This window comes from uncultured Enorma sp., assembly GCA_905210055.1.
Classification (GTDB): domain Bacteria; phylum Actinomycetota; class Coriobacteriia; order Coriobacteriales; family Coriobacteriaceae; genus Enorma.
In genome coordinates this window covers 21,731-48,350 of the sequence record CAJLVH010000002.1, presented here as the reverse complement: position 1 = coordinate 48,350, position 26,620 = coordinate 21,731, and the positions used below count along the sequence as shown (strand labels likewise).

The 26,620-nt window shown below is 62.0% G+C and carries 23 protein-coding genes; 5 read left to right on the top strand and 18 right to left on the bottom strand.

The window, feature by feature from the left end; all coding sequences use genetic code 11:
• The 12 genes from QZ079_RS00565 to QZ079_RS00510 all read right to left on the bottom strand — a co-directional run.
• Positions 1-466, bottom strand: a 466-nt coding sequence (locus QZ079_RS00565) for a PRC-barrel domain-containing protein (RefSeq protein WP_297033665.1), incomplete at its 3' end; no start/stop codon positions are given.
• 292 nt (positions 467-758) lie between these two features.
• A complete protein-coding gene (locus QZ079_RS00560; protein ID WP_297033663.1) occupies positions 759-1,922 on the bottom strand; it encodes a polysaccharide deacetylase family protein in 1,164 nt (387 codons plus the stop codon).
• A 721-nt stretch (positions 1,923-2,643) separates the two neighbouring features.
• Entirely contained in the window at positions 2,644-4,068 is a 1,425-nt protein-coding gene (locus QZ079_RS00555; RefSeq protein WP_297033660.1) for a polysaccharide deacetylase family protein, read from the bottom strand.
• 102 nt (positions 4,069-4,170) lie between these two features.
• Entirely contained in the window at positions 4,171-4,950 is a 780-nt protein-coding gene (locus QZ079_RS00550; protein WP_297033658.1) for a PRC-barrel domain containing protein, read from the bottom strand.
• On the bottom strand, positions 4,950-5,324 hold the full coding sequence (locus QZ079_RS00545) for a YtxH domain-containing protein (RefSeq protein ID WP_297033654.1): 375 nt from the start codon (positions 5,322-5,324) through the stop codon (positions 4,950-4,952). The genes QZ079_RS00550 and QZ079_RS00545 overlap by 1 nt, the downstream gene beginning before the upstream one ends.
• Positions 5,325-5,680: 356 nt before the next feature.
• Complete coding sequence (locus QZ079_RS00540) at positions 5,681-6,325, bottom strand: cyanophycin synthetase family protein (protein WP_297033652.1); 645 nt, start codon at positions 6,323-6,325, stop codon at positions 5,681-5,683.
• A 102-nt stretch (positions 6,326-6,427) separates the two neighbouring features.
• Positions 6,428-7,774 (bottom strand): hemolysin family protein, encoded by a 1,347-nt coding sequence (locus QZ079_RS00535; RefSeq protein ID WP_297033649.1) that lies wholly within the window; start codon positions 7,772-7,774, stop codon positions 6,428-6,430.
• A gap of 126 nt (positions 7,775-7,900) precedes the next feature.
• Positions 7,901-8,713: a hemolysin III family protein gene (locus QZ079_RS00530; RefSeq protein ID WP_297033646.1), complete on the bottom strand. Its 813-nt coding sequence runs from the start codon at positions 8,711-8,713 to the stop codon at positions 7,901-7,903.
• A gap of 360 nt (positions 8,714-9,073) precedes the next feature.
• A complete protein-coding gene (locus QZ079_RS00525; protein WP_291288177.1) occupies positions 9,074-10,123 on the bottom strand; it encodes a hypothetical protein in 1,050 nt (349 codons plus the stop codon).
• A 469-nt stretch (positions 10,124-10,592) separates the two neighbouring features.
• Positions 10,593-11,780 (bottom strand): ABC transporter permease, encoded by a 1,188-nt coding sequence (locus QZ079_RS00520; RefSeq protein ID WP_297033641.1) that lies wholly within the window; start codon positions 11,778-11,780, stop codon positions 10,593-10,595.
• Positions 11,767-13,008 (bottom strand): ABC transporter permease, encoded by a 1,242-nt coding sequence (locus QZ079_RS00515; protein ID WP_297033638.1) that lies wholly within the window; start codon positions 13,006-13,008, stop codon positions 11,767-11,769. The genes QZ079_RS00520 and QZ079_RS00515 overlap by 14 nt, the downstream gene beginning before the upstream one ends.
• A gap of 12 nt (positions 13,009-13,020) precedes the next feature.
• The gene (locus QZ079_RS00510; RefSeq protein WP_297033636.1) at positions 13,021-13,956 is read right to left on the bottom strand and encodes an ABC transporter ATP-binding protein; all 936 of its coding nucleotides are present in this window, start codon (positions 13,954-13,956) and stop codon (positions 13,021-13,023) included.
• A 360-nt stretch (positions 13,957-14,316) separates the two neighbouring features.
• Between QZ079_RS00510 and QZ079_RS00505 the strand changes: the two genes are divergently transcribed.
• Positions 14,317-15,132, top strand: coding sequence for a LuxR C-terminal-related transcriptional regulator (locus QZ079_RS00505; protein WP_297033632.1), 816 nt, complete (start codon positions 14,317-14,319; stop codon positions 15,130-15,132).
• A gap of 40 nt (positions 15,133-15,172) precedes the next feature.
• Here the strand turns inward: QZ079_RS00505 and QZ079_RS00500 are convergent, their stop codons facing one another.
• A complete protein-coding gene (locus tag QZ079_RS00500) occupies positions 15,173-16,360 on the bottom strand; it encodes a DUF362 domain-containing protein (RefSeq protein WP_297033630.1) in 1,188 nt (395 codons plus the stop codon).
• Between the two features lie 70 nt (positions 16,361-16,430).
• A complete protein-coding gene (locus QZ079_RS00495; protein WP_291288171.1) occupies positions 16,431-17,003 on the bottom strand; it encodes a TetR/AcrR family transcriptional regulator in 573 nt (190 codons plus the stop codon).
• 219 nt (positions 17,004-17,222) lie between these two features.
• Between QZ079_RS00495 and QZ079_RS00490 the strand changes: the two genes are divergently transcribed.
• The 3 genes from QZ079_RS00490 to QZ079_RS00480 are packed head-to-tail and all read left to right on the top strand — an operon-like array spanning position 17,223 to position 21,613.
• Complete coding sequence (locus QZ079_RS00490) at positions 17,223-17,924, top strand: ABC transporter ATP-binding protein (RefSeq protein WP_291288170.1); 702 nt, start codon at positions 17,223-17,225, stop codon at positions 17,922-17,924.
• A 12-nt stretch (positions 17,925-17,936) separates the two neighbouring features.
• Positions 17,937-20,459: an FtsX-like permease family protein gene (locus QZ079_RS00485; protein WP_297033625.1), complete on the top strand. Its 2,523-nt coding sequence runs from the start codon at positions 17,937-17,939 to the stop codon at positions 20,457-20,459.
• Positions 20,378-21,613 (top strand): ABC transporter permease, encoded by a 1,236-nt coding sequence (locus QZ079_RS00480; protein ID WP_297033622.1) that lies wholly within the window; start codon positions 20,378-20,380, stop codon positions 21,611-21,613. Before QZ079_RS00485 ends, QZ079_RS00480 begins: the two co-directional genes overlap by 82 nt.
• Before the next feature lie 83 nt (positions 21,614-21,696).
• Here QZ079_RS00480 and QZ079_RS00475 read toward each other — a convergent pair whose 3' ends face one another.
• On the bottom strand, positions 21,697-22,722 hold the full coding sequence (locus QZ079_RS00475) for an aspartate-semialdehyde dehydrogenase (protein WP_297033619.1): 1,026 nt from the start codon (positions 22,720-22,722) through the stop codon (positions 21,697-21,699).
• Between the two features lie 8 nt (positions 22,723-22,730).
• On the bottom strand, positions 22,731-24,128 hold the full coding sequence (locus tag QZ079_RS00470; RefSeq protein ID WP_297033615.1) for an aspartate kinase: 1,398 nt from the start codon (positions 24,126-24,128) through the stop codon (positions 22,731-22,733).
• A gap of 98 nt (positions 24,129-24,226) precedes the next feature.
• Here QZ079_RS00470 and thrC point away from each other — a divergent pair, with 98 nt between their 5' ends.
• Positions 24,227-25,810 carry a threonine synthase gene (gene thrC / locus QZ079_RS00465; protein ID WP_297033613.1) on the top strand — a complete coding sequence of 528 codons (1,584 nt, stop codon included), beginning with the start codon at positions 24,227-24,229 and terminating at the stop codon, positions 25,808-25,810.
• Positions 25,811-25,923: 113 nt separating this feature from the next.
• Here thrC and QZ079_RS00460 read toward each other — a convergent pair whose 3' ends face one another.
• Together QZ079_RS00460 and QZ079_RS00455 are read right to left on the bottom strand one after the other, a co-directional pair.
• Positions 25,924-26,223, bottom strand: a complete 300-nt coding sequence (locus QZ079_RS00460; protein ID WP_297033611.1) for a DUF2442 domain-containing protein — start codon at positions 26,221-26,223, stop codon at positions 25,924-25,926.
• Positions 26,224-26,233: 10 nt separating this feature from the next.
• Complete coding sequence (locus tag QZ079_RS00455; protein ID WP_297033608.1) at positions 26,234-26,494, bottom strand: DUF4160 domain-containing protein; 261 nt, start codon at positions 26,492-26,494, stop codon at positions 26,234-26,236.
• Positions 26,495-26,620: the final 126 nt, after the last annotated feature.

Below are 26,620 nucleotides of genomic sequence, written 5' to 3'. Positions count from 1 at the left end.
CGAGGGGCTTTCCCACCGCGCGGGCAAGCCGTGCGGCGATGCGCTCGAGCGCGGGGTGCATCGCGCGCAAAAGGCCCCGGCTTCCCACCTCGGCACCGAGCAGGCGCAGCTGGTTCTCACCAGAGCTCGAGAGCTTGAGGTCGTTCACGCGCACGACCTTGAGTCCCTGCGTGTCCACGATCTGCTTGTTCAGGATATCGCGCGCCAGCAACAGTTCATCGGGCTGCAGATACGAGAAGCGCACATCGGTGTCGCGCGTTTTGAGGTGCACGCCTTCATCGTCCACGTGGTCGACGTACTTGCGCCAGCTGATCATGAACGGCGTCTTGCCCGGCCCTTGGAAGGCGAGCGACGTCACATGCGGAAAGACCTCGCCCGTGGCGATGCCGAGGTCGTTCACAACTCCGAGCTTCTCTCCGTTCACATCGAGAACGGGTAGCTTGAGCATCTCAGAAAGATAGTTCATGGTGCTCCTTTGCGTTTCCTGGGCGCGGCCGACGGGCGGCGCGGAAAGCGTTTGCGCGATGCGGCGACGCTGAGGTGGCGTGCCGGGTCTTCACCCCATACGCGCGCAAAGAGCACCCGCAGGGGTCACCGACTGTGAGGTCGAGGTTTCGATTTCACCTGTTGCCTTTCTCGTGACCCATAATGCAGGGATAACTATAGCAGAAATTCGCGATGGACCGTGACATCGCGCAGCGCAACGGCGCCAGTCATTGGGGACGGGGGTTGTTGGCTGGCGTCCGAGGCACCGTGCGCTAGACGCTAGGGAGCACGGCTTCCTCGGGCATGGAGACGGTACCGTTCGCCACGTCTTCGGGAATGCGGTCGTCCATGCTCATGAGCTCGCTCACCGTGACGAACTCGTAGCCCTTTGCCCGCAAGTCGTCGATGATCCCGGGCAGCGCCGCGACCGTCTGCTCACGATTGCCGCCGCCGTCGTGCATGAGGATAATTGCGCCGTTGAACGCGCTGTTCACTGCCTCCGCCCGGATGGCATCCGCACCCGGCCGCTCCCAGTCGCACGTATCGACGTTCCATAGTACGTTGCACGAGATGAGGTCGCCCGAGCGCGCCCACTCCGTGTCGCCGAACGCCCCGTAGGGAGCGCGTATCATCTGCGGATGTGTACCGCTCGCTTCGCTCAACGCATCAGCCGCAGTCGAAATCTCCGAGCGGAGCGTGTCGCGGTCGACTGTCGGCAGGTTACGATGCGCCATGGTATGGCTCGCCAGCTCTTGTCCTGCCTCTACGATCGCCCTGCTGCCCGACGGGTTGCTCTGCGCCTGAGAACCCAGGTTGAAGAACGTGGCACGCACGCCCTTTTCCTTCAGGATTTCCAGAATCTGAGGCGTGTAGGAGCTCGGGCCATCGTCGAAGGTGAGCGCCACATACTTGCCGCTTGACGGGCGGGGATTCACCGACGAGACCACCATGTCCTGCGGCTCCTCGAGCACCTCTTCCGCCGTCTCGCCAGAGACCTCACCGGTTTTCACGCGTTTGCTGCCCGCCTTGCCCCATTGCGAGACGAACTGGATCGCGCCGCCCGTCTCGCGGTGGATACCCGGTGCAATCTCCTGCGTTTCCTCCGTCGACGCCTCCTCGGTATCCGTGCCGTCCGCAACGGTGAAGACATCGCCCTCCTGGATGCGCGCACCCTCGACCTGCTCGGGTGCTAGCTGCTCACCCTGTCGACTCACTGCGCAGGGTTCTCCGCCCCGCTCCTCGATCACGTTACCACCCACCGAAAGCAGCCGTCCTGGCACCGCACCGAAGTAGTCGTGCTCTTCGAGAACCTCCGCGAGCGGCGCGTTCACGCGAGCCACCACCTGCTCGCCATTCACCGAAATCGCCACGTCGCGCAATAGGAAATACCACGCGCTCGCGGAGCCGATAACAAGCGCCACCGCAGCGACTGCCACGACGACCGCCTTGGACAAGCGCGGACGACGGGATGGACGACGGCCGCGTCTGGCGCGTGACGCTGAGGCGACGTAGCGCTTGCCCCTTGCCGTCGTGGTGTAGTGGAGGTGGGTCGCCTTCCCCGGCTGAATATATTTTTTTCGGTCGCTCACGGTACTTCGCTTCCCCATGCAGACGCCGCAAGCCGGCGGTCTGTAGATGTAGATATGTCACGCGAGCAGTCTACTAAATCGCATGAGCCCATGGATGCGCACCGAGTGCTCCAGTCGAAAACCGCGCGTGATTCAATACAAGGTTGACAAGACCATAAGGCGTCCTTAAGAAACCGTGGGATCCTCAGCCCGGAGCCCCGATTCCCAAATCGCGCCAAGTGAACGGTTTTCGGTGGGGCATTGAAGTTGCGCGGACATACCCGAACACCGTACCTGCTGTTTTCCTTTACGAAATCGCATGGCTACTTCGGAGATGGCGTGGAAACTGTTCACCTGGCGCGATTTGGGTCTTCGGGCCGCCGAGACGCCTTCCGAAGGGCGCGCGGCGCCCGGCTTCGCGGATCGCGGGGCGGCGGCTCGCCGTCGAGGTCGGCGCACGCGTGTCGATGCTTTTCGTCTAGGATTCGGATCCCCGTTCACGTTCGGCGATGGTTTTCGTCCAGGGCTCAGATTCCACCAGCCATTGGGGACTGTCCCCAATGGCTGGTTCGGGGCTCAGGCCTCATGCTCACTCGTCCTCGTCGTCGCTCGGCATAACGGGCAGCGCGGCGTCTTCGGGCATCGAGGTGTGTGCAAGGTCGAGTTCTTCGGCGAAATCCTCATCCGTGGCGATGAGCTCGCTGAGCGTCACGATGGTGTACCCGTCCTCTTTGAGCTGGTCGATAATCCCGGGCAGCGCCTCGACGAGCTGCTCGCCCGTAACGTCGTTGTCGGTAAGCAACACGATGTTGCCGTTGCGCGCCGCACCCACCACGTTCTCCTGCACGGATTCCGCACCTGGCAGCAACCAGTCGCCAGAGTCGATGTTCCACGAGACCACAGCACCCACGATGTCCATGCTCTCCGCCCAGTTCTCCGTGCTGAAGGAGGCGTAAGGCGCGCGCAAGAGGTTCACGCGCTCGCCTGTGGCGTTCTCGATGGCGTCGAATCCGCGTGTGAGCTGGGAGCGAAGCTCCTCACCCGAGAGCGTGGAGAGGTCGACGTCGTTGTATGCGTTCGAGCCTATCTCGTGACCCGCTTCGACGATGGCCTTCGCCGCGGCCGGATTCTCCTCGACGGCATCTCCCTGCAAGAAGAAGGTCGCGGAGACGCCCTTTTCCTCCAAAATGTCGAGGATCTGCTGGGTATAGGCGCTCGGTCCTTCGTCGAAGGTCAGCGCGATGTAGCGCGCATCCTCGGCGTCGGGCGAGACGGAGCGGTACGTGACCACGCAATCTTGCACTTTCTGCACCACCCCGCGATCGGCGGTGATGCCGGTGAGCTCGCCCGTCCACACCTCGGAGCGGCCGGGGATACCCCAAGTGCTCACGTATCCGATGGCGCCGTTACCTTCAACGGTGATGGTCGGCTCGATCGTCGTCGCCTCAACCTTGTGCTCCTCGTAGACGTCCGCACCATCGTGGATTTCAAGCTCCTCGCCGCCCTCGAGCTTCACGGTGTCGTAGGAGTCGGGATCGACTTCCTCGCCGTCGAGGGTTACGCTGTAGCGCTCACCGCCACCGCGCGTGATCACGCTGTCGTCGACCGCGAGCAAGTTGCCAGGCCGGCAGGAGTCCTCGAACCCCTCGTCTTCTATGACCTGCGTGATGGTGGCGCCGATATGAACGCTCGCATCGCTGCCGTTCAGGGTGATGCCGACGCTACGGTTGAGGTACCAGATGAGGCTTGCCACGAAGAAGAGCGCCGCGCAGCCAACGATCACGAACGCATACGGGCGCCGGGCGTTGCGACGACTGCTACCCTGACCGCCTCGGCGGACGTGCGTGCGCGAACGCCGGTTGTCGCTTCCGAAGCCCTGTGAATGGCGAACGTATGAGGCACCCGGTCTGTGCGGTGCCTTCTTGCGCGATCGAGAAAGCTGGTAGCCGGTCGTCTTTTGGTTGCGCCTGGGATGTGGGCGCTTCGGTGGGTAGGAGGTGGTGTGATTGAGCAATGGTGCTCCTCCCCGTCGCGCGGCATCCGACACCGAACACCGCGCGCTACGTGCTGTCTATCGTGCATGGGTGCCACGCAAACAGATGCGCCGCGCCATACACTAGCTATGCTTCTTCGTCGAAGAGGACGAGGAAGCCTTTTTGAACTCACGCGCGAAGCCCGAGAACATGCCCCGCGTCTTACCAATCTGCTTGCCCAGGGCGCGACCGCCCTTCTCCATGGTCGCGCTTCCGCGCTTGAGCGCTGCGGCACCCTTCTCGTCGAGCGATTCGGCACCGGAACGAACCTTCACGCCGATCTTCGCGCTCGCCTCGCCCGCCTTCGCAGCCACGCCGCCAGAGAATCCAAGCTCGGCGGCCTCATCGGCGACGATCATCGCACCGTTCCCATAGCCTTTGAGGTAGGTCGCCGGCATATCGATGGTACCTACGAGCGCCGTCGCGGCCATTCCGCTCGTGAGCGAGAATGTCGAGACCTTGCCCGTCTTAGGGTCGAACTCCGCATCTGCGCAGTATCCGAGCTTCTTGCCGGAAACCGTCACGGCGTCCATACCCGTCCAGATGATGCAGGCGTCTAGATCGATGCCAAGCCGCTTGGCTGCCGCAGCGTCGAAGGAGTCCTTCGCATCTGGAACGGCGAGTACGCCCTCGTATACGCGAACGACATCGCGCGCGACGAAGCGATCCGACTGCTTGATCATGCCTGCGACATCGGGAGGTGAGACCATGAAGCCCACGACGCGCGTGCCGTCCGGCGTGAACACCGGGAAATGAATCTTGCCAATCTTCTTCGGGTCGCGCGGGGTACCGTCCTTGCGGGTGCGCTTTGCCTCCGCTGGGATGCGGTAGATCTTCAGCCCCTGGAAATCCTGGGTGCGCATTACGCCTCGGAAGCTGCCTCGGCCTCGGGCGCGACCTCAATCTCGACATCGGCGGCGGGCGTCACGGTGCCGCCGGCGATAGCCTCGTTCAGCGTCTCGCGCAGCTGGTCCATGCGCTCGCGGGCAAGGTCGACCTTGGCGCGGAGCTCATCGGTCTTCGCATCGACCATGGGGCCGAAGTCGTTCATAGCGGCGCGAGCCTGCTCGGCGCCCTGCTCGTACATGTCGCGTGCGTTATCCCAGGCATCGTTTGCCATATCGGCGGCCATGGCACGCGTCTCCGCACCGGCGCGCGGCGCGATGAGGATGCCGATGATCGTACCGGCAGCAGCGCCAAGTGTGGCACCGACGAGGAAGCTGAAACCCTTACCCATGAGCGTTCCCTTCTGTTGGCTTCGCCAGAGGCGGCGTACAGTTGCTCTCCATTATACCTGTGCACGGGGCGCGCATCTCCCTCATCATGGGTGGAGACGGAATAAACCTAGCGAGCCGCCCGCCTCCGCGAGGCGGTGCCGCAGGCAAGCGCTGCGGCGCCCGCAAACACAAGATAGGGGCGCGCTCCGTATCGCTCAGATACATAATCGCGTCGAAGCCCGTCTGCACATCGTCTTACACGCAATATAAAGCGATGACGCTCATCGCCAACTCGAAATGAGAGATGTTCGCGCAGCCAACACAACGGCACTCAGATGGAATCACACAACTTGCTCATCGAGGCTATTTTGCCGCGTTACTCATCGCCGCCCTCATGACGGACGGCAGCCGCGCCGCCGTACACCGGCTGCGCCGAGACACCGTCCTCTTCGGCAGCACGCGCGTCTGCGGGCTCGTCCGCGACATCTGCCGCTATCTCTGCCAGGTCGCCGGAGTCGCCATCCGCGTCACGGGAGTCCGCCTCACCGCGCAGCGCGAGCACCATCTGGCGCAGCGCTTCCACGGTTCCGGCGAAATCGGGCGCCGCGGCCTCCGGATGCAAGAACGCCCACTCCATCATGAATGCCGCAGACGAAAGCGCGCCGATGGTAAGCGCGTCGTCGGGGCACGAAAGCTCGATCTCGAAGAGGCGCTCGTCACCCGCCACGCCGCGCGTGCGGCCGCACGAGATATCGCCCGCAAGGCCAGTCTCGTTCAGAATCTCGACCGTAAGGTGCTCGAGCAGGTGCGCGAGCTCGGTATCGCCCATGCAATCCTGAAACTCACGACCGGCGTCGCCCAGGCACACATGCTTGGCGATCGCCGGGGCAAGATAGTACACGCGCGCCGTCGCCTCGATGTCTTCCGAAGTCATAACCGGCATCCCGGGGTTCACGAGCACGCGGGCGCGGAGCTTCTTCGCATCGACCGTGATCTTCATGATGTTGAACAGGCTTGCCATGTCTCTCCCTCTCCTACCGCCGTATACGGCACGGCGGCTTGGGTCACACTTCTGCCATCGTAGCGCATCCAATGATACTTTCAGTACCCGGTACCGAAATTATCATGCTTGCCCTGAACCCTCGGCGGCATCGCCGGAGGCATCCTTCTCCACCACAACCGGCTCTTCCGGCGCGATCACGCGGATGAGCGAGATGCGCTGACCGCGCATGGACTGCACGCGGAAACGGTAACCCTCGACCTCGAACGCCTCGCCGATGCTCGGCACGCCGTCGCAAACCTCGAGAATCCAGCCGGCAATGGTCTCGTACTCGTCGCTCTCCTCGATCGGCCAACCCAGCTCGATAGCGTCATCGCAGCTGAAACGCCCATCGACGAGCCACTCGCGGCGCGAGAGACGCGTGAGGTACTTGTTGTCGGGGTCGAACTCGTCCTCAATCTCGCCCACGATCTCCTCGACGATATCCTCGATGGTGATGATGCCGGCAGTACCGCCGTATTCGTCCACCACGACGACCATCTGCTCGTGTGCGGTCTGCATCTCGGAAAGCAGAGGCAGGATGTCCTTCGTGTCCGGCACGAACGTCGCGTCGCGCAGGCAGGAGGAGACAGGCTCCGTGCCGCGGCTCGAGAGCGCGAGTTCGATGAGGTCCTTGATGTGCGCGATGCCCACAACATTGTCGGTGTCCTCGTGGTACACGGGAATGCGCGAGTAGCCGGTGCGACGCATCTCGTCGAGCACCTGCTGGATGGCGTCTGTGTCCTCGGCCATAGTCACGTCAACACGCGGCACCATGACTTCGCGCGCCACGGCGTCACCGAGGTCGAAGATCTCGTGGATCATGCGCTTCTCCTCGTCGAGCAGGGTGTCCTGCTCGGAGACCATGTACTTGATCTCTTCCTCGGAGACGTTCTGCCGGTCGTCGGCGCTCTTAATGCCCAGAAGTGCAGAGATGCCGTTCGCGCTCACCTGCGTGAGCCACACGAGCGGCTTGGCAATCTTGCGGAACGTGGAAATGGTGCCAGCAACGGACTTCGCCATGCCCTCCGCGTCGGAAAGGCCGATGCGCTTGGGCACGAGCTCGCCGATCACGATCGAGAGGTAGGAAACGATGAGCGTGATGACGATGGGCGACGCCACGGGCGCGATAGCCGAGAGCGGAGCGATATCGAAGGACTCAACCCACTTCGTGAGTGGGTCGGAAAGCGTGTTCGATGAGACCGTCGCGGAGAAGAAGCCCACGAGCGTGATGGCGACCTGAATGGTAGCCAGGAAGTTCGTGGAGTCGTTCGCGAGGTCGAGCGCGAGGCTGGCGCGTTTGTCACCCTCTTCGGCGTCGTGCTCGAGCGCGGCGCGCTTGGCAGTGGTGAGCGCCATCTCGCTCATGGAGAAGTAGCCGTTCAGAATCGTAAGAAGCAGTGTTGCGACGATGGAAATCAATATGCCCATAGGGACGAGTTCGAACCTCCAAAGATGGGGAACAGTGCGAATGCCGAATGCTCCACTGGATACCAAGCCGCAGGCGAGCACGCGGTGCCGAGGCGACGAGCCCGGCGATAGAGTGCGTTACGAGCGCTAGATCACGAAAAGGATCACCGCCATGAAGATGAAGATGCTGCCCGCGAGCACCCAGAGGTGCCATATGCTGTGCATATACGGGATCTTCTTCAAAAGGTAGAAGCCGGTGCCAATGGTGTAGCACAGACCACCGACGACGAGGAGTGTGAGCGCCACCGGGTCGAGCGCGGCGGCGAGCTGCGGCAGGCGGAAGACCACGAGCCACCCCATGATGAGGTAGATGGTGATGGTGACCCATCGCGGCTGACGCTGACGCCCGATGATCTCGAACGACACGCCGGCGAAGGCGAGCGCCCACACCACCACGAAGAGCACGAGACCCCCGGCGTCGATGAGCGTGATGAGGCAAAACGGGGTGTAGAACCCGGCGATGAGCAGGTAGATGCTGCTGTGGTCGATGATGCGGAACACGCGCTTCGCCGCCGGCACCTGAATGGCATGGTAGAGCGTCGAGGCGAGGTATTCGAAGATGAGCGTCACGCCGCACACGATAGCGGAGATGAGGTGTGTGGGCTCACCGTCGCCGAGCGCCGCCTTCACGATGAGCAGCACGAGGCCGGCGATGGCGAACAAACAGCCGATGCCATGCGTGATGGAATTGGCGATCTCTTCACCCAGGGTGTAATGCGGAGGCTCCTTGCGGCTCGCTTTCGCCGCGGCGTCACCGTCTTCTGCCAGCGGGAACTTCGGACACGACTTCCGGCGTTTGCGACACGTTGCGCAAACGTCATCGGGCGGGATACAGGAACCGGGCGCGTCGGGCGCGCCCGTCGTACTTCGCGGTGTGGAACTGTCGCTAGATGCAGACATCTGCGTAGAGCTTTCCTCCAAAATAGACTGTTCGCTATTCTAGCAAAGAAGCGGACAGGCATACAAGGCAGGTCGCCTGCCGCAGCCCACAAAAGTCGAACGTGCATCAACCTCGCATGCCCGCCCGCAGCGCACCGCCCTACGCGCCGCACCCGCCCACCCACCTCTTCTCTTCAGCAAGGCGTCGCATAACTCGACGATGAACCCTCAATTCCGGTCTGACTGTCGAGTTGTGCGACGCTTGCCCAGGCAGGGCGTCTTGTTCCCGGAGCTCACTGCAAGCCGCCGTCCGCCATATTTCGTAGAGCTTTTGAACCTACCGGGCATGAGCCAATGTAGAGAACGCAAAGGTCGATACGTCTAGCACCCTTCCTCCTGCATTTCACCATACCTATCCCAATGGCGTATCACGAAGCGGCGCAAATCGTCTTGATCGCGCTGGAACCGAATAGATTGGCCTGCCTTGATGCCCAAAGATCGAGCTATGGCGTTCATGGCTCGATGCATGTTCAGCTTTGTTGAAAACTGAACGCTGGTGAGAATCTTTATGTCGAACCCCATGAGCGAGAGCGCGTTGAGTCGTTCGGCATCATGACCCCTTCGAGAGCGCTCGTCATGCCCGCCGCCATCATATTCCACGCCAACCTTCTTCATCGAGGCGAGTATGTCAACCTCGTAATAGCTTGAAGAGGTGTATCGTGCCTGCTCATGCGGAACATCGACGCGGCCGTTCAGCGCTATGTTCCGATATTCGAGCCCGCCCAGCAGCCGTGGGCATGCAATCATCATCGCTGTCGCCGTCTCCATGGGTGAACGCGATCCGTCCTTCACAGACGCAAGGGCTTTGCTCGCCGCAGCTGTTCCGCGCACGCCACCAAGCCCTTTGAGGCGCGCTTCCAACTCATCGCACGATGAGTACGGCTTGTGCTCCACATAAGACGAATCAAACGGCGTGAAGTAATCCGCGCACAGCTCGTAGCCGAACTCAATAAGCTCGCGTCGATTCATCCACGTTGCCGCCTGCGCAAAACAAAGGGGATTCCCCACAGAAAGCAATCCACGGGCGACGGGAATCACATTTTCCTCGTGGACAATCTGCCCATGTGAATGACATGCAAGATGCTCCGTCCTCACACGGTCATTGGCAAATGGAACAAGTACATCAACGCTGTTAAGCTCCTCGACAGGGACACCCCATGAATGCAGCGCATCCCTTACGCGTTGGACGATGGTGTGAGCAGGCAATCCCAGCTCTCCAAGTCCGATATCCAAAAGGTCTTCATCCTCAAGAAACGGCGACTCGCCACATTCTGAACCTCGCTGACGAGCACGGTCGCATAATTGCGAGAAATGCTTCGTGCGACGAAGCAGCCATGCTGTTTTATGGGAAAGCACAACTGGAATATCCATACCGTCTCCGATTGCTGTCCGCGGACACGCGCGCTCATAACCATCAGTGAAAATGCAGGGGTGAACAGCGTTGCACCATGCTCTCGGAAAAGCAACAAGGAGCTTTGCTACCCGCTCTCTACATAGGCCGACGCTCTCTATATAGGCTGACGGAGAGCAAAGCGTCGCATAACTCGACGGTGAACCTTCTATTCCGGGCTCACCGCCGAGTTATGCGACGCTTTCGAAAACGAGAGGGGCTGGGCTCGATCGGCGGGCCGGGAAGCCTGACCGAGGTGTCGGCCGTTATGCGACGCTTTCGAAAACGAGAGGGGCTGGGCAGCGGCGGCAAAGCGACGGGGCAGGAACGCGGGGGCAGGCACCTCGGGTGGGGAAGGGCTCTCGGCCTGTCGCGAGTGAGTATATGAAGACCTTCCAGCGACAGTGATCCACCATGCGAAAAACAACCCACAAGCAGAGACTTTCAAAGTCACGCCTCACGTGAACGGGTGGCAGCGAAGCCCACACAGGTGATCGCCACGGCAAAGAGCGCCGTAACGCCTACGCCGATAGCGTAGCGGGTGAGCACCTCGACCGTGAGCTCGGGCACGGCAAGCACCGCCGCGATAGCGTCGTTCGCCCAGAACGTCGGTGCAAAGCGTGCTACGACCTGCACGGATTCGCTCAGCACATCGAGGGGCACCCACGCGCCGCCTAAGAAGGACATGAGCATGCCGCCGATGTTGCCGAACGCATTGAGCCCCTCTTCAGACATGCGCAGCTGCGCCAAGGCGAACGCGAGCGCAAGCGGCACCAGTGCAAACACAAGCATGGCCGCAAGCGCGAGTGCAACCTGAGCAAACCCGACGCCCGCCGTGAGTACGCCGCTCGCCACGACGCCGACCACGCCCGAAACTGCCCATACGCACACGACGAGCACGAAGCAGGCGGCTAGGGTTTCGACACCCAGCCGCCGGGGCCGCATGGGCGATGCGAGTGCGCGCGCCCGCAGCCGTTTCCCGTTCATAGTGGTAAGCACCAAGCCTGCGCACACCACAACCGAACAGGTGATGGAATACGTGCTGAAGTTGAGGTACGCCTGGAACGGCTTGGCGGGACCGTCGGCTTGCGCGAGGTTCTCCACATGCGTCTCTGCGCGCACTGGTGCTGCAGCGGCTACGAGCTCAGCAACACGTGCAGCGTCCGCATCCGGCTCGAGCTCCGCGGCAGCCCCGGCAAGCGCAACCCAGCGCACCGCTTGCGTCTCAACGAGCGCAGAACCCTGCGTGTAGCTTCCGTAAGCGATCTGGATAGTTGGCAGCTCCCCTCCTGCACGTCCGCGATCGAGGCATTCGGCTCCAAAGCCTTCTGGAATGATTACGACTGCGTCGACAAGGTTCGTAGCGAGGGCGTCCTGCAGCTCGAAGGATTCATCCTCGATGTCTACAGCATCGTGCATCTCTGCGAGATAGGCACCGAGCTCGCCCGCAAGCGCCGAACCGTCGCGATCGATTATCGCGATGCTCGCGTGCGCAGGCGCGTAGCCGCTTGTCGCAGCGGTCTCATCATTCGAGCCGATGGTGAGAAAGATACCCAGTAAAGAGAGAAAGAGCACATACACACCAAGGTATATGGGATGACGCAGACCGATGGCGAGGGCAGATCTACAGATGCGCATAGCGTTGCCTCCTAAACATCGGCGCCGCGATCAAGAAGAAAAGCACGCCCCAGCCCACGCACGCGGCGAGGCGGGCAGCGAACGGCACAATCGATTCGTAGAAGTACAGGCTATAGAAGAGGTCGCACACGAGCTTCGCCGGGTTAACCCACGTTGAGATGGGAACCGCGCGGGCGATGGAATCGGCAAGCTCCATGGTAGGTTCGCCGTAGAGGCCAGCAAAGATGGCGAGCACGCAGGTGAGTGCTGTGAGGATGCCCGAGCCGGCACTAGCGCCGCCTTGAAGCGGCAGCGAACCCACCACAGCGCCGATGCCTGTAGCGAGGACCGCGCCGCCCGCAAGACCGAGCAAGCACAGGCCTTCGCGACCCTCGAAATCGATCCCCACCACGAAGCGCATGTAGACGAAGGCCACAGTGAGAAAGGTGAGCGAGAGGAGCCACGACCCGACGAGCGCGCCGATGAGCTGGCGGATGCGGCTCACGCCCGCGATACAGCGGCGCGCGGCGGTGGCCGAAGCTGTGGGGCGGATGTTCGCCACAGCGAGCATAGCGAGCTGGGCAGCAAAAAGCGTTGCCATACCTAGGAGCGCGTAATAGAAGCGAACCGTCTGGTCGGGCGCGGCGCGCGTGAACGAGACTCGTTCGGCCGAAGCGGAGCGTGACAGGGCACGCGCAACTGCCTCGTAATCGATGAGAACGGAGGGGTTCGTGCGCGCAATCTCTTCGATGAGTGCGCGGGACTGGGTATAGGAGCTCGCAACCTCCTCGAGAATCGTGCGGTTCACGGCGTACCCCGCGCCGCTACCGCTATCCAGATGAGCGGAGCTCGTCTCCGGCGCGACGATGAGCTGCGGCCTGAGTTCTTCATCCACCATGTAGATGCCGTCCACCTCGCCTGAGGCAAGCAGGTCACGAGCGGTTTTTTCGTCCTGTGCTTCCACGACCTCGAGGAGGGGCGCAGCGGCGGACACCGTCCCTTCGGCCTCGCCGACTTCAGCCTCGTCGCCGACGGAAAGAGCCTCGACCACGAACGAGAACGGCGAAACGTCCCAGGAATCGTCGTGGACCACGGCCACGGGCACCGGCTCGATGGACTCGGCGGTACGCATGCCCGAGAACATGAAGATGAAAAGCGTCGACATGATAATGGGAAACGCAAGCGCCCACACAAGTGCGCTCGGCGTGCGCAGAAGCATGCGAACGGTCACGCGGAACGTGCTGAGCATGATATTCTTCTCCTAATCGCGCAGCTCGCGGCCGGTAAGTTCGAGGAATACGTCGTTCAGGGTGGGCGGCTCGGCGTATACGCGTCCCAACCGAACGCGAGCCGCGCTCAGCACACCCAACACGTCGGTAAGGTTGTGTTCGCTGGGTTCACAGCGAATGGTGAGCATGCCCGCGTCGAACGACACCTCGAGCACGTGCGATAACGCGCGCAGGCGGTCGAACACCGCTCGTGACACCTGCGCGGTCTCTACCACGATCCTTTCGCCCACCGCGACCATGCGCTTGAGATCATCGTTCGTGCCCTGTGCGAGCACGCGGCCGCCGTCCATAATCATGATACGCGAGCAGATTTGCTCGACCTCTTCCATGTAGTGGCTGGTATAAACCACCGTGGCTCCACCGTCGCGCAAACCTTTGATGCCGTCGAGGATGGCACTGCGGCTCTGCGGATCAACGGCAACGGTAGGCTCGTCGAAGAAGATGAGCTCGGGTTTATGCGCGATCCCGCACGCAATGTTGAGTCGGCGGAGCAAACCACCCGAGAGCTTCTTGGGGCGAAAGCGCGCGTAGTCCTCGATTCCCACGAACTCAATGGCCTCGTCCACAAGCTGTCTGCGGCGCGCGCGATCCGTTACATATAGCGAGCAGAAGAAATCGATATTCTCGCGTACGGTAAGTTCGTCGAGGACAGCGACCTGTTGCGGCACGATGCCGATGCGCCGCTTGAGGTCGTAGCGCACAGGTGTCATGTCCTCGCCGAACAGACGGATGGTACCACGGTCGTACGTGAGCAACTGCAGCATACAGTTGATGGCTGTGGTCTTGCCGCTGCCGTTGGGTCCGAGCAGGCCGAAAATCTCACCCTGCTCTATATGCAGATTGAATCCATCGAGCGCCAGCACCTCGCCATAGCGCTTCACCAGACCATCGACTGCCACAATATCCATAGCGCCTCGCTCCCCCGCGTGAGCCATTTTGGGACGGGTTCAAAACGTTACCTCTTGCTGCATTTGGAGACAGACTTTCGTGCGACGAGTTGCACGTCGGCTATGTACCCGACAGCCCGGCGAACGTCGATGCGCGAAAACCTTGTCCCAATTCCTGCGCCCATTATGAAGAACATGCGCACATTGCACCAGTGACAAATGTCATGAGTTGTACATTTGCTGGTAGAGGACGTGTAACCACGCGCGGACTAAGGCTGGAACGTGAGCATTTCGGAAAGGGAATGTCGCGAAAGGAGCGACATGCGTCCCACGCCTCGCGGCTTGACGCTCCCCTAACATTCCTCTGATACCATACGGCGCATGGAACGCTCGACCGACAAGCTCTTCATATACTTCGCCTGCCTCGCTCTGCTTGCGATGCGCGCACTCGGCGATGCAGGCGCCGCCGACGTGGCGGCAGCGACGGCCGCGGCTCATGGCGGCATGCTCGGCATCGGCGCCACGGATGTCGTCGTTGCACTCGCCGCAGTCAGCGCGACCGCGCTTAACGAGGCGCTGCCTACGCGCACGCGGCCGCTCGCCCCCATCGCGCTCGGCATCATCGCCATCTTCTCGCCGACAGGTTTCCTCTTCCTGCCCCTTGCCTGCTACGATGCGGCGCGCGAGCTGCACCGCGTGGACTGGCTGCGCGCCTGCATTGCCGTGCCCGCCGTCGCGCTCGCAGCGGCGTTGCCCCTGCACGGCACAGGATTTGCAGAGAGTTTCCTAGTCGCCGCTTGCAGCGCGCTCGCCGTCTTGCTCTCTATGCGCACGAATCGTATGCTTGCGCGCCAGGAAACCCTCTACCGGACGCGCGATGACATGATGCATCGCGCGCAGCAGCTTCTGCATGAAAATCGCTCGCTTGAGGCGCGTCTAGCAGCCCTGGACGAACAGCCTGCTCGGCAACCGCAAAGAACTCAGAACGAACCGCCATCGCGCCCTGCAACGTTCGCCTGCCTCACCGACCGCGAATTCGAGGTAGCTCGCCTTATCGCCGATGGTTTCGACAACCGGGAAATCGCAGCCGCCGCCTACATGAGTGAAGGCACCGTCCGCAACCACATCAGTTCAATCTTGATGAAAATGCGCCTCAAGAACCGTACGCAGATCGCCATCGCGTACTGGCGCGGGTAATACCACGGTATCAGACCCAAAGCGTCCGTCAGATAAGTCCCTACTTCACCTCGATGAGCTCGTAGTCGCTCGTACCCAAGCCGATCTTCTCGGCATGTTCGATGCACGAGCGCCAGTTCGTGTTCGGGTGCGTCATGTTGAAGTGGTCGTGCTGGCAGTGCTCGGGGATACCGCCCGCCGCCTCGAGCTTGGCGCGCATGTCCGTGAGCTCGGTATTCGGCAGCGCTGGCTGCGCGAGCGCCATGTCGATCGCCGCCTGGTCGATCGCCACGGGATCGAAGCTCGCGAACATGCCCAGATCCGGCACGATGGGCGTATCGTTCTCGGGATGGCAGTCACAGTTGGGGCTGATGTCCATGGCGATGGAGATATGGAAGTTCGGACGATCCTGCACCACGGCCTGCGTGTACTCGGCGATCTTGCAGTTGAGCACATCGACGGCAGCGTCGTACCCGGGGGCGATGGCATCTTGGTTGCACGCGCCGATGCAGCGCCCGCAGCCCACGCAGCGGTCGTGATCGATCTTCGCCACATGCACCGTGCGCGTCTGGCCGTTCGGCAGCTCACGCTCACGCGTATCCTCGAAGCTTACGGCGCCGTGCGCACAGATGCGCTCGCAGGCATGGCACCCGATGCACTTCTCCGCCGCGACATCGGGCTTGCCCGCCGCGTGCTGCTCCATCTTGCCCGCGCGGCTGCCGCCACCCATGCCGAGGTTCTTCATGCAGCCGCCGAAGCCTGCCTGCTCGTGCCCCTTGAAATGCGTAAGCGAGATGACGATGTCCGCGTCCATGAGCGCCTGGCCGATCTTCGCCTCTTTCACGTACTCGCCGTTCTTCACCGGCACGAGCGCCTCGTCCGTGCCCTTGAGGCCGTCGGCGATGATCACGTGGCAGCCCGTGGCGTAGGGCGTGAAGCCGTTCTGGTACGCGCAGTCGATGTGCTCGAGCGCGTTTTTGCGGCTGCCCACATAGAGCGTGTTGCAATCCGTAAGGAATGGCTTGCCGCCGAGCTCCTTCACCACGTCGGCGACGGCGCGCGCGTAGTTGGGGCGCAGGAAGCTCAAGTTGCCGAGCTCGCCGAAGTGAATCTTGATGGCGACGAACTTGTTCTCGAAGTCAATTTGATCGATGCCGGCACGGCGAATGAGACGCTTGAGCTTGTCGAGCTGGCTCTCATGACCGTAGCTGCGAAAATTCGTGAAATAAACCTGCGCCTTCTCTGCCATGGGAACCCCTCTCTCGCGGTATTTCGGCCACACGTGCCTGCTCAATGCATTGTATAGCATCGTGGCACGCTCACTGCGCGGGGGCATCACCGGAATCCGCCCCGGGAGCGAGCGTTCGCACGATGAGCGCGACGAACTGGTCGATAGGCATGCGCTCACGCAGGGACATCCATGCCGTGATGGCGCTCAACAGGCCGGTTGCATAGAACTCGCGCAGGATGTCCTGCTCATCGGGGGTAAGCGTCCCGGCGGGGATGATGAAGTGGTCGAGCAGCGGAGTGATGATGGCCTTCAGGCGCGCGGCGAACGAGGGATCGCTCGCCAGCAGGCGCGGCATGAAACCGTTGAAACGCTCGGCGAGCTGCACGATGAAACCCATGTGGTTCGAGAAATCGAGCGTCTCCTCCGTAAGCAGGCGGTCGTTCACGAGCTTGCCAATCTGCGTGAGGATACCGTTCTCGAGTTGCTCGAAGAGGTCGTACACGTCGCGATAGTGCAGGTAGAACGTCGCGCGATTGTAACCCGCGCGGTCGGTGATCTCGCGAATGGTGATCTTGTCGATGGGCTTTTCGAGGTAGAGCTCCCAGAATGCCTGCATGAGATGGGCGCGCGTTTGCTCGGTGACCTGTGGCTGCCTGTTCATGTGCCCTCCTTGCGCTCGATGACATTACCGGGTGCCCTGTGGCAAATGCGCCAGGCACCGCCGTCGCATGACGCCGGTATCGCGCGGTCGACAATTCGTCTATGGGTGTCGAGCGCATCTCGAACCCTTCCCGCGTCCTCACTATACTACTAGACAACACGCTGTCGAGTAATGGTGCCGCGCGCCAACGCGGCTCGGAATACAGAATCGGTGCGACGTATGGCATACATCGAGTTCAACGACGTCATCAAGGCATACGGGTCCGGAGAGACGCTCATCCACGCACTCGACGGAGCGACGTTCGAGGTAGAACGCGGCGAGCTCGCGGTCATCCTGGGAGCATCCGGCGCGGGCAAGACCACAGCACTCAATATCCTGGGCGGCATGGACACGGCGACCTCGGGCGAGGTGCTCGTCGACGGCAACGACATCACCCATGCCACCGAGCGCGAACTCGTGGAATACCGCCGAACCGACGTGGGCTTCGTGTTCCAGTTCTACAATCTCGTGCCGAACCTCACCGCACTCGAAAACGTGGAGCTCGCGGCGCAAGTGTGCCCGGACGCGCTCGACGCCCGCGAATCGCTTGAGAAGGTAGGCCTGGCCGAACGTCTCGATAACTTCCCCGCCCAACTCTCCGGCGGCGAGCAGCAGCGCGTCTCCATCGCGCGCGCCATCGCGAAGAACCCCAAGCTCCTGCTCTGCGACGAGCCCACGGGCGCCCTCGACTACCAAACGGGCAAGCAGATCCTGCAGCTTCTGCAGGACACGTGCCGCAAGGACGGCATCACCGTCATCATCATCACCCACAATTCCGCGCTCGCGCCCATGGCGGATCGCCTTATCCGCTTCAAGAGCGGCAAGGTGACCGAGATGTCGCTCAACCCTGCGCCGAAACCCATCGCAGAGATCGAGTGGTAGGGGCGGCGCATCATGACCGGGGCGTTTCGGAAGGACACAACGCGCACCATACGAGGCAATCTCAAGCGCTTCGTTTCGATTGCCGTGATCTGCGCGCTCGGCGTCGCCATGTTCTGCGGACTGCGCGCCGCCTGCACCGACCTGCACAACGCGGCAGATTCGTTCTTCGATACCCAGCATCTCTTCGACGTGCAGGTGCTCTCGACGCTCGGCCTGGACGATGACGACATCGCCGCACTCGCCTCGGTTGAAGGCGTCGAGGCCGCCGAGGGCGGGTGGACGGAAGCGACGTACACCGACGTCGAAGGCGCCCGCGCGTCCGTCGAGGTGAAGGCGCTTTCCGCACGCGGGCTGAACGTGCCCTACGTTGTTGACGGCGAACTGCCCGAAACGGCCGACGAGGTCGCGGTTACGCAGAAGTTCATCGACGCGAGCGGTCTCAAGATCGGCGACACCGTCGAGATATCTGAAGCCGAAAACGAGGACGAGGCGGTGTTTGCTCGCCATCCCTACCGCATCTGCGGAATCGTGGTCGACGCCATGGACGTGAGCAACCCCGAGCTCTCGTTCCGCTCGAGCTCGAGCTCCGACTACACGTTCTTCGTGACGCCGGACGCCGTCGAGGGCGATGCGTACACCGTCGCGTACCTCACCGTGGAGGGCGCGGACGAACTCGCCGCGTACTCAGACGCGTATACCGAGCACGTCCGTGTGGTAACCGATCGCATCGAGGACGAGATCCGCGCCGACCGCGAGGCCGCGCGCACGGCAGCCGTCAAGGGCGAGGCTCAGGCAGAACTCGACGACGCGCGCGCGGAATTCGAAGCGGAGCGCGCCGATGCCGAGGCGGAACTTGCCGACGGTTGGGCGGAACTCGAAGACGCGGCGCGCCAGCTGGGCGATGCGCTCGAGGAGCTCATGAGCGGCCAGGCGGAAATCGACGATGGCTGGGCGGAGCTCCATGCGGGTGAGGCCGAAATCGCCGACGGACGTGCCCAGCTTGCTGCGGGTTGGACGGAGTTCGAACAGAGCACATCCGAGGCGCGCGCCGAGCTTGCAAGCATGCTCGAAGACGGGCGCGAGCAAGCGCTCGAAGCTGCTCGTGCACAAGCGACCGCGGCTGCGAAGGCGCAGGTCGAACAGATGCGTCCCGTCATCGAACAGCAGGCGCTCGCCGCGTTCGAGGATCAGGAAGAAGTCAAGCAGGCGCTCGCCATACGCGAGATGTACGCCGAAAAGCTCGAACCTATCCAAGCGCAATGGGGTACGCTCGAAGCGCTCGAAGCAGCCATCGAGCAGACAAGCGGAAACGTCACTGCCTATACCACGGCTCAAAAGGCAATCGAGGAGCTCGACGGCCAGATTGGCGAGATCGAGCAGCAAATCGCCGCGCTCGACCCAGCAGACCCTGCATACGAAAACACCAAAACCGAACTTGAACAACAAATCGGCGGGCTCGAAGAGCAGCGTGACGGGTACCAGGCAACGATCAACCAGCTCAACGCGCAGGTCGGTGGCTTAGAGGCGCTTCAAGCCATGCTCGAGCAGCAGACCGAGGCGGCAGAGCTCTGGAACACGGTAAACACCATCGACGAACGCCTAAAGAGCGGCCGTCGGGCTGCCATCGACGCGGCCATGGGCGCCGCGCTTCAAGCGGCACTCGATGAAGCGCTTCCCCTTGCCGAAGCGCGCGCAGAAGAGGAATTCGCTCAGATCGAAGAGGATTCCTGGCGCGCGTTTGATGATGGCGTCGCCGTCGGCCGCAGAGAATTTGAACGCGCGGAAGCCGAGCTCGAAGCGGGCGCCGCGAGCCTTCCCGCCGCACGTCAAGCACTTATCGACGCCCAAGTAGAGCTCGATCGCGGGCGTGCGGAATATGAAGACGGCATGGCGGAATACCAGGACGGCCTTGCAGAATGGCAGGACGGACGCACGGAGGCAGACGAACAGTTCGCAGAGGCGGAGGCTGAACTCGCCGATGCCCAGGCAGAAATCGACGACATCGATGCTGCCACGTGGTACGTGCAAACGCGGTCGTCGCTCTCGAGCTATTCATCGATCTCGAGCGATGCCGATTCGATCGAGGCCATCGGCACACTCTTCCCCATCGTCTTCCTCGTGGTGGCGGCGCTCGTTTCCCTCACCACGATCACGCGCCTCGTCGAGGAGGAACGCGGGCTTATTGGCACGTACAAGGCGCTCGGGTATCGCAACGGCGAGATCTTCGCCAAGTACCTCACCTACGCGCTCGCCGCCTGCATCTCCGGTTGCCTGCTCGGCCTCTTCCTGGGCTTCATCGCGCTGCCGGCATTCATCTTCACCATCTTCGACATCATGTACCTGCTGCCGAGCTACGGTTTCTCATTCGAGCCGCTCTACGGCTTCGGCGGTATGGCGATCTTCATCGTCGCGATCGGCGGCACGGCCTATCTCGCCGCACGCCCGCCGAGCTCATGCGCCCCAAGGCACCGAAGTCTGGCTCGCGCATCTTCCTCGAACATATTCCTGCCGTGTGGAGTCGCCTCTCGTTCCTGAACAAGGTCACGGCGCGCAACCTCTTCCGCTACAAGCGGCGCTTCTTCATGACGGTTGCGGGCATCCTCGGCTGCACGGCGCTCATCGTGTGCGGCTTTGCCATCAAGGACTCCGTGGCCGAGCTCGTACCCGAACAGTACGAACGCATCGCGCATTACAGCATCCTCGCTGCCATGGAGCCAGATGACCACAACGATGCCATAGCCGAGCTCGCCGAAGATGCTCGCGTGGACGAAGTCGTTTCCATCTATATCGATACCACGACGCTCAAGTACGACGGTGGCGAGGAAAGCGTGCAGCTCATCGTCCTCCCCGATGACTACGCCCGCTCCGACCGCTTCTCCCGCTTTGTAAGCGTCACCGACCTCGATACGAGTGCGAGCGTCGATCTGCCCGAGCACGGCGCGGTCATAACGCAGAACGCTTCCGAAGTCTTGGGCTTTTCCGCGGGGGACACCGTTGAGCTCCAGGACTCGCACCTCGAGCAGACGGAGATCGACGTTGCGCGCATCGCCCGGAATTACCTGGGCAATTACGTGTATATGACACAGAGCGCCTACCTCGAAGCGTTTGGCGACCGCGCGAGCGCCCTCGACGATACCGGTGCGTTCCAGGCAAACGGCGTGCTCGTGCGCTGTACTGGTGACGATGCCGAAGCCTCGCTCACCGAAGAGCTCGCGGACGATTCACGCTTCCTCTCGGTGACGAGCACCGACGAGCTCGCCGACGATTTCTCGCAGTCGTTCATGCTCATCAATGCCGTCGTGGCCATCGTGCTCGGCATGGCGGCGGCACTCGCGTTCGCCGTACTGTTCACGCTCTCCACGACAAACATCTCCGAGCGCGAACGCGAACTGGCAACCATCAAGGTGCTCGGCTTCCGCCCGCGCGAGGTGCACCACTATGTGAACAAGGAAACGATCATCCTCACGATGATCGGCATCGTGTGCGGCCTGCCACTTGGATACGTGCTGGGCGACATGCTGCTTCACGCGCTCAAGATGCCGTCGATCAGCTTCCTGACGGTGGTCACGCCCTTGAGCTACGTGTTCGCGGCGGTACTCCCGCTCGTATTCGCACTCGCCGTGAACCTCATCACGAACCGCACGCTCAATCGCATCGACATGATCGAAGCGCTCAAGAGTGTCGAATAACCAGAGCCTGCGATGGAAAACGCCCCCGAACAGAAAGCCTGCTCGGGGGCGCAATGTTAAAAACCCCTGGGGTATTTTTACCTTTACTCAGTGAGGAGCTTGAGAATCTGGACGGCGTTCGTCGCAGCGCCCTTGCGAATCTGGTCGCCGCAGCACCAAAACGTGATGCCTCGGTTGGGATTGGGGTTCGAGATATCCCGACGCACGCGGCCGACCCAGATAAGATCCTGGTCGGAAGTGTCGATCGGCATGGGGAAACGATCGTGCGCATTCTCGGCGGCGCGGTCGTCCACAAGCTTCACGCCAGGAGCGGCAGCGAGCGCCTCGCGTGCCTCATCGAGCGTGATATCGCGCTCGAACTCGAGCGTGATGCTCTCGGAATGCGAACGCAGTACCGGCACGCGCACGCAGGTGCAGTTCACGCGGAGCTCGGGCAGGTGCATGATCTTGCGACCCTCGTTCTGCAGCTTCATCTCCTCCGAGGTATAGCCCTCGCCGTCAAAGCCGCCAATCTGTGGGATGAGGTTGCTCACCAGCTGCGCCGCGAACGCCTGGGGTGCGGGAATCTCCTCCCCGCGACCCATGGCGGCAATCTGCGCCTCGAGTTCGGCCATGCCCGGAGCGCCCGCGCCGCTCGCCGCCTGATAGGTGGAAACGACCATGCGCGTCACGCCCGCCACCTGGTGTAGCGGCCACGTGGGCACGAGTCCGATGATCGTCGCGCAGTTGGGGTTCGCGATGATGCCCTTGTGCCAAGCGACGTCCGCGCCATTTACCTCGGGGACCACGAGCGGCACATCCGGATCGAGACGGAACGCGTGGCTGTTATCCACCACGACGGCGCCCGCCTCCACGGCTTTCGGCAAAAGCTCACGGGCGATAGCGTCGTCCGCCGCACCAAGCACGAAGTCGCAACCCTCGAACGCTTCAGGGCGAGCCTCCTGGATCGTAACCTCGCGACCTTGGAACTCAACCGTCTTGCCCGCGCTGCGAGCGCTCGCAAGGAGACGCAGTTCGCCCACGGGAATACCCTGCTCATCCAAGCACTGGAGCATCTGCGTTCCCACGGCGCCCGTCGCGCCCAGAATAGCGATGGTGTACTGCTTCATAGTTCCTCCTACTCCCTGCTAGCCAAGCCTGCGGTCTCGATACGCGCCTCTTCTTCGGCGCGCTTGAGGTCGGAAAGCTCCAATAGATGGTCGCCGTCGGAAAATGCCCGGTAGATCGCACGGATCGCACGCTCGAAATCGCTGTCGCGCACACCCACGATGATGTTGATCTCGTCCGAGCCCTGCGACATCATGCGGATGGACACGCCCTCCTGGCCAAGCGCCGCGAAGAGCGACCCCGATACGCCGGGACGTCCCACCATGTTGCGACCCACGGTGGAAACGAGCGCCAGATCGTCCACAACCTTGATCTTATCGGGCTCAACTTCGCGCTTAATGTCCGCGACGATCGACCACAGCGAGTCCTTCACGTCCTCGCCACGCACGACCACGGCGAACGAATCGATGCCCGAGGGAATGTGCTCCACGCTCACGCGGTAGCGCTCGAAGACGGAAAGCACGCGGCGATAGTAACCGATCTCGTTGGTGAGGTGGTCTTTGAGTACGTGCACGGCCACGAAGTTGCGCTTGCCGGTCACGCCCGTGATGATGGGCTCACCCGAGACGTAGTCGTCGCGATCCGAGATGATCGTACCGGGGTCTTGCGGGCGGTTCGTGTTCTTGATGGCGATGGGGATGCCCGCTTCCATGACCGGGAATACGGCCTCCTCGTGCAGGACGGACGCGCCCATGTAGGAGAGCTCGCGCAGCTCCTGATAGGTAATGCGGCCGATGGGCTGCGGATTGTCCACGATACGAGGATCCGCGGAAAGGAAGCCCGAGACATCCGTCCAGTTCTCGTACAGGTCCGCGCCGAGGCACTTCGCCAAAATGGAACCAGAGATGTCGCCGCCGCCGCGGTCGAGCAGCATGATGCGACCCTCGCGCGTGGCGCCGTAGAAGCCCGGCATGAGGAAGCCGCCGGGGATACCCTTCTCCTGGATGAGGTCATTCGTGCGCTCCATGTCGAGCGATCCGTCGTGATGGAAGGCAACGACATCCGCCGCATCGAGGAAGGGCAAGCCAAGGTACTCGGCCATGAGACGACCGGTGAAGTACTCGCCACGGCTCACGAGCTCTTCCTGGGTGAGCTCGTTCGCGTGTACGCGCTCGCAGAACTTCGCGTACTCCTCGCGGATAGGATACGTGAGCCCTAGCTCGTCGGCGATGGCAAAGAAACGGCTGCCGATATCATCGAGCAGGTCGTCGCACGAAACGTGATAGCGCATATGAGCGGAAACCAGGTAGAGCAAGTCGGTGACCTTAGCATCGCTCTTCCAGCGACGACCGCACGCGGACACGACGATGAACCGGCGCGCGGGATCCGCGTCGACAATTGCCTTGATCTGTCGGAAGTGCTTGGCATCGGCGACCGATGAGCCGCCGAACTTGGCGATCTTAATCATAACGAGAAGGTTACCTTTCTTGTGCCTACCACCACGTGCGCGACGTGCTCTGATACCATGACATGGGCAGAACTCCAGCGTACACGAGGAGCTTCCACATGAATTTGTATCATAGTACACGTTCACGGGCTATTTCTCGCACCTCGAAGGAGGCGATTCGCGAAGGGCTGGCACCAGACGGCGGTCTGTACGTCTGCGACACGCTCGGTTCGGAAAAGATCGAGGTAACAGGCCTTGCCGAACAGTCGTATCACGACATCGCCCGTGCTGTACTGCAATTGTTACTTCCTGATTACACGGCAGACGAGATCGCCGCGTGCGTGCGCGAAGCCTACGACGGCACCTTCGCAAGCCCCGAAGTCACCCCCCTCCTGCCACTGGGGACAGTCCCCAATGGCATGACAAAGGGGACAGGCGTTGGGCGTAATGAAGCGCATGAGTGCGATTCCTTCGCCCCCGTCTCCGTGCTCGAGCTGTTCCACGGCCCCACAAGCGCGTTCAAAGACGTCGCCTTGCAGATGCTCCCGCGGCTCATGGCGCGTGCGAATTCCGGCGCCGCGCCCGCCAGCGGCTCCGGCGCTGCCAGCACTGCCGAGCGCGTCATGATCGTCACCGCTACATCCGGCGACACGGGCAAGGCCGCACTCGCCGGCTTCGCCGACGCAAGCGGCTGCGGCATAACCGTGTTCTACCCCGAAGGCAAGGTCAGCCGCGTGCAGGAACTGCAAATGACCACGCAGACCGGCGGCAACGTCAACGTATGCGCGGTGCGCGGCAACTTCGACGACGCGCAGAGCGCCGTGAAGCGCATCTTCGCCGACCGCGCGCTCGCCGAACGGCTGAGTAACGCAAGCTGGACGCTCAGCAGCGCGAACTCCATCAACGTGGGACGCCTCGTGCCGCAGGTCGTGTACTACTTCGCCGCCTATGCGCAGCTGCTGCGCGCGGGTACGATCAAAACGGGCGACGAAGTCGAATTCTGCGTCCCCACGGGCAACTTCGGAGACGTGCTCGCTGGCTATTACGCGAAGCTGCTCGGGCTCCCTGTGGCGAAGCTCATCGTGGCGAGCGACGCGAACAACGTGCTCTTCGACTTCCTCACCACGGGCGTATACGACCGCAACCGTCCCTTCTTCACCACCACGTCGCCTTCTATGGACATCCTCATCTCGTCGAACCTCGAGCGCATGCTCTACTACCTGAGCGGCGGCGACTGCGAACTCGTGGCCTCGCTCATGCAGAGCCTTGCCGAGACTGGACGCTATGAGGTGCCGAAGGATCTGCTTGCGCGCATCCAGGAGGTGTTCGCGTGTGCTTGGGCGAGCGAGGATGAGGTCGCGGCGGCGATCCACGCTTGCTGGGAGAGCCACGGCTACCTGATGGATCCGCATACCGCATGCGGCTACCATGCGCTCGAGCAGGTCGCGCCCGCGCCCGGCTCCCGCGCCCGCGTGCTGCTCTCGACCGCGAGCCCCTACAAGTTCCCGCGCGCCGTTGCCGAGGCGATCGGCCTCGACGTGCCTACGGACGACTTCGCCTGCATGGACGTGCTCGCCGAGGCCACCGGCACGACGCCGCCCGTGCAGCTCGCCTCCCTGCAAGAGGCACCCGTGCTGCACAACGACGTTGTCGATATCGACGGCATGGCAGGCTTCGTCGAGCAGGCGACGCTGAAGCTGTAAGCCCGCGTGGGGGGGGCGGGCATATTGTCTGCTACTTCAATCAGCCCTCGATTGTTTCGCCCGCTGCAGAATTCATGGCAGACGATGTGCCCGACCCCAACAGGTTTCCGAATCTACGCGGCGTCCTCAGCGAGTGGGTCATCGACCAGCTCGCTCTTCTCATACATATTCCATGGGTCGAGATCTATGCAGACAGTCTCGTCGCGATTTCCCGCCACGTCCCACGCAACCGCGCCATTCATAACGGTCAACCTATCGATGAATAATTCCTTATCTAGCAGGCAAGAAAACACGCCGCCTTTTTCAATGAGAGGCTTTATGTCTGCGCGCCGCACCGACCCATCAGAAAAGTAAGCATATACTGTGTAGTCGTCACCGGCGACCGCCTGAACAACACGCGGCAAGTATTCCACGGCATCCCCCTTACATCAGCGGGTCGATAGGATTGAGCGGCTTGCCCTCAGAGGCAAGCTCCCAGTTTTGCATAAGCTCATCTTTATGTAGCTCCGCCCATGCAAGAACGAATTTCAGCTGCCGATTCGGCAGGGCGCCACGCGTCACATATCCATTTAGAATATCCACGGACACCGATTTGCCCGCATATTCTGCGTGGAAATGCGGCGGATTATGCTCGTCGTAATACATGGTGATCCTGATTCCGAAAAAGAGCGAGATAACTGGCATACGTCCCCGCTTTCCTACGACCGAAGTCTACGCGATACATGCATTCTACCCTTGCGTAGACGGCAGCAACCTATCTGGCCAAGCAATGGGGTAGTACAATTCGCCTCCATACTGTCCACATTATCA

Coding starts and splice junctions, on each gene's coding strand:
- QZ079_RS00545 (WP_297033654.1), bottom strand. CDS start 5,324: ATGGGTAAGGGTTTCAGCTTCCTCGTCGGTGCCACACTTGGCGCTGCT.
- QZ079_RS00500 (WP_297033630.1), bottom strand. CDS start 16,360: ATGGCAGAGAAGGCGCAGGTTTATTTCACGAATTTTCGCAGCTACGGT.
- QZ079_RS00505 (WP_297033632.1), top strand. CDS start 14,317: ATGGAACGCTCGACCGACAAGCTCTTCATATACTTCGCCTGCCTCGCT.
- QZ079_RS00530 (WP_297033646.1), bottom strand. CDS start 8,713: ATGTCTGCATCTAGCGACAGTTCCACACCGCGAAGTACGACGGGCGCG.
- QZ079_RS00510 (WP_297033636.1), bottom strand. CDS start 13,956: ATGGATATTGTGGCAGTCGATGGTCTGGTGAAGCGCTATGGCGAGGTG.
- QZ079_RS00540 (WP_297033652.1), bottom strand. CDS start 6,325: ATGGCAAGCCTGTTCAACATCATGAAGATCACGGTCGATGCGAAGAAG.
- QZ079_RS00480 (WP_297033622.1), top strand. CDS start 20,378: ATGCGCCCCAAGGCACCGAAGTCTGGCTCGCGCATCTTCCTCGAACAT.
- QZ079_RS00515 (WP_297033638.1), bottom strand. CDS start 13,008: ATGCTCAGCACGTTCCGCGTGACCGTTCGCATGCTTCTGCGCACGCCG.
- QZ079_RS00475 (WP_297033619.1), bottom strand. CDS start 22,722: ATGAAGCAGTACACCATCGCTATTCTGGGCGCGACGGGCGCCGTGGGA.
- QZ079_RS00520 (WP_297033641.1), bottom strand. CDS start 11,780: ATGCGCATCTGTAGATCTGCCCTCGCCATCGGTCTGCGTCATCCCATA.
- QZ079_RS00535 (WP_297033649.1), bottom strand. CDS start 7,774: ATGGGCATATTGATTTCCATCGTCGCAACACTGCTTCTTACGATTCTG.
- QZ079_RS00470 (WP_297033615.1), bottom strand. CDS start 24,128: ATGATTAAGATCGCCAAGTTCGGCGGCTCATCGGTCGCCGATGCCAAG.
- QZ079_RS00525 (WP_291288177.1), bottom strand. CDS start 10,123: ATGGATATTCCAGTTGTGCTTTCCCATAAAACAGCATGGCTGCTTCGT.
- thrC (WP_297033613.1), top strand. CDS start 24,227: ATGAATTTGTATCATAGTACACGTTCACGGGCTATTTCTCGCACCTCG.
- QZ079_RS00550 (WP_297033658.1), bottom strand. CDS start 4,950: ATGCGCACCCAGGATTTCCAGGGGCTGAAGATCTACCGCATCCCAGCG.
- QZ079_RS00455 (WP_297033608.1), bottom strand. CDS start 26,494: ATGCCAGTTATCTCGCTCTTTTTCGGAATCAGGATCACCATGTATTAC.
- QZ079_RS00495 (WP_291288171.1), bottom strand. CDS start 17,003: ATGAACAGGCAGCCACAGGTCACCGAGCAAACGCGCGCCCATCTCATG.
- QZ079_RS00485 (WP_297033625.1), top strand. CDS start 17,937: ATGACCGGGGCGTTTCGGAAGGACACAACGCGCACCATACGAGGCAAT.
- QZ079_RS00490 (WP_291288170.1), top strand. CDS start 17,223: ATGGCATACATCGAGTTCAACGACGTCATCAAGGCATACGGGTCCGGA.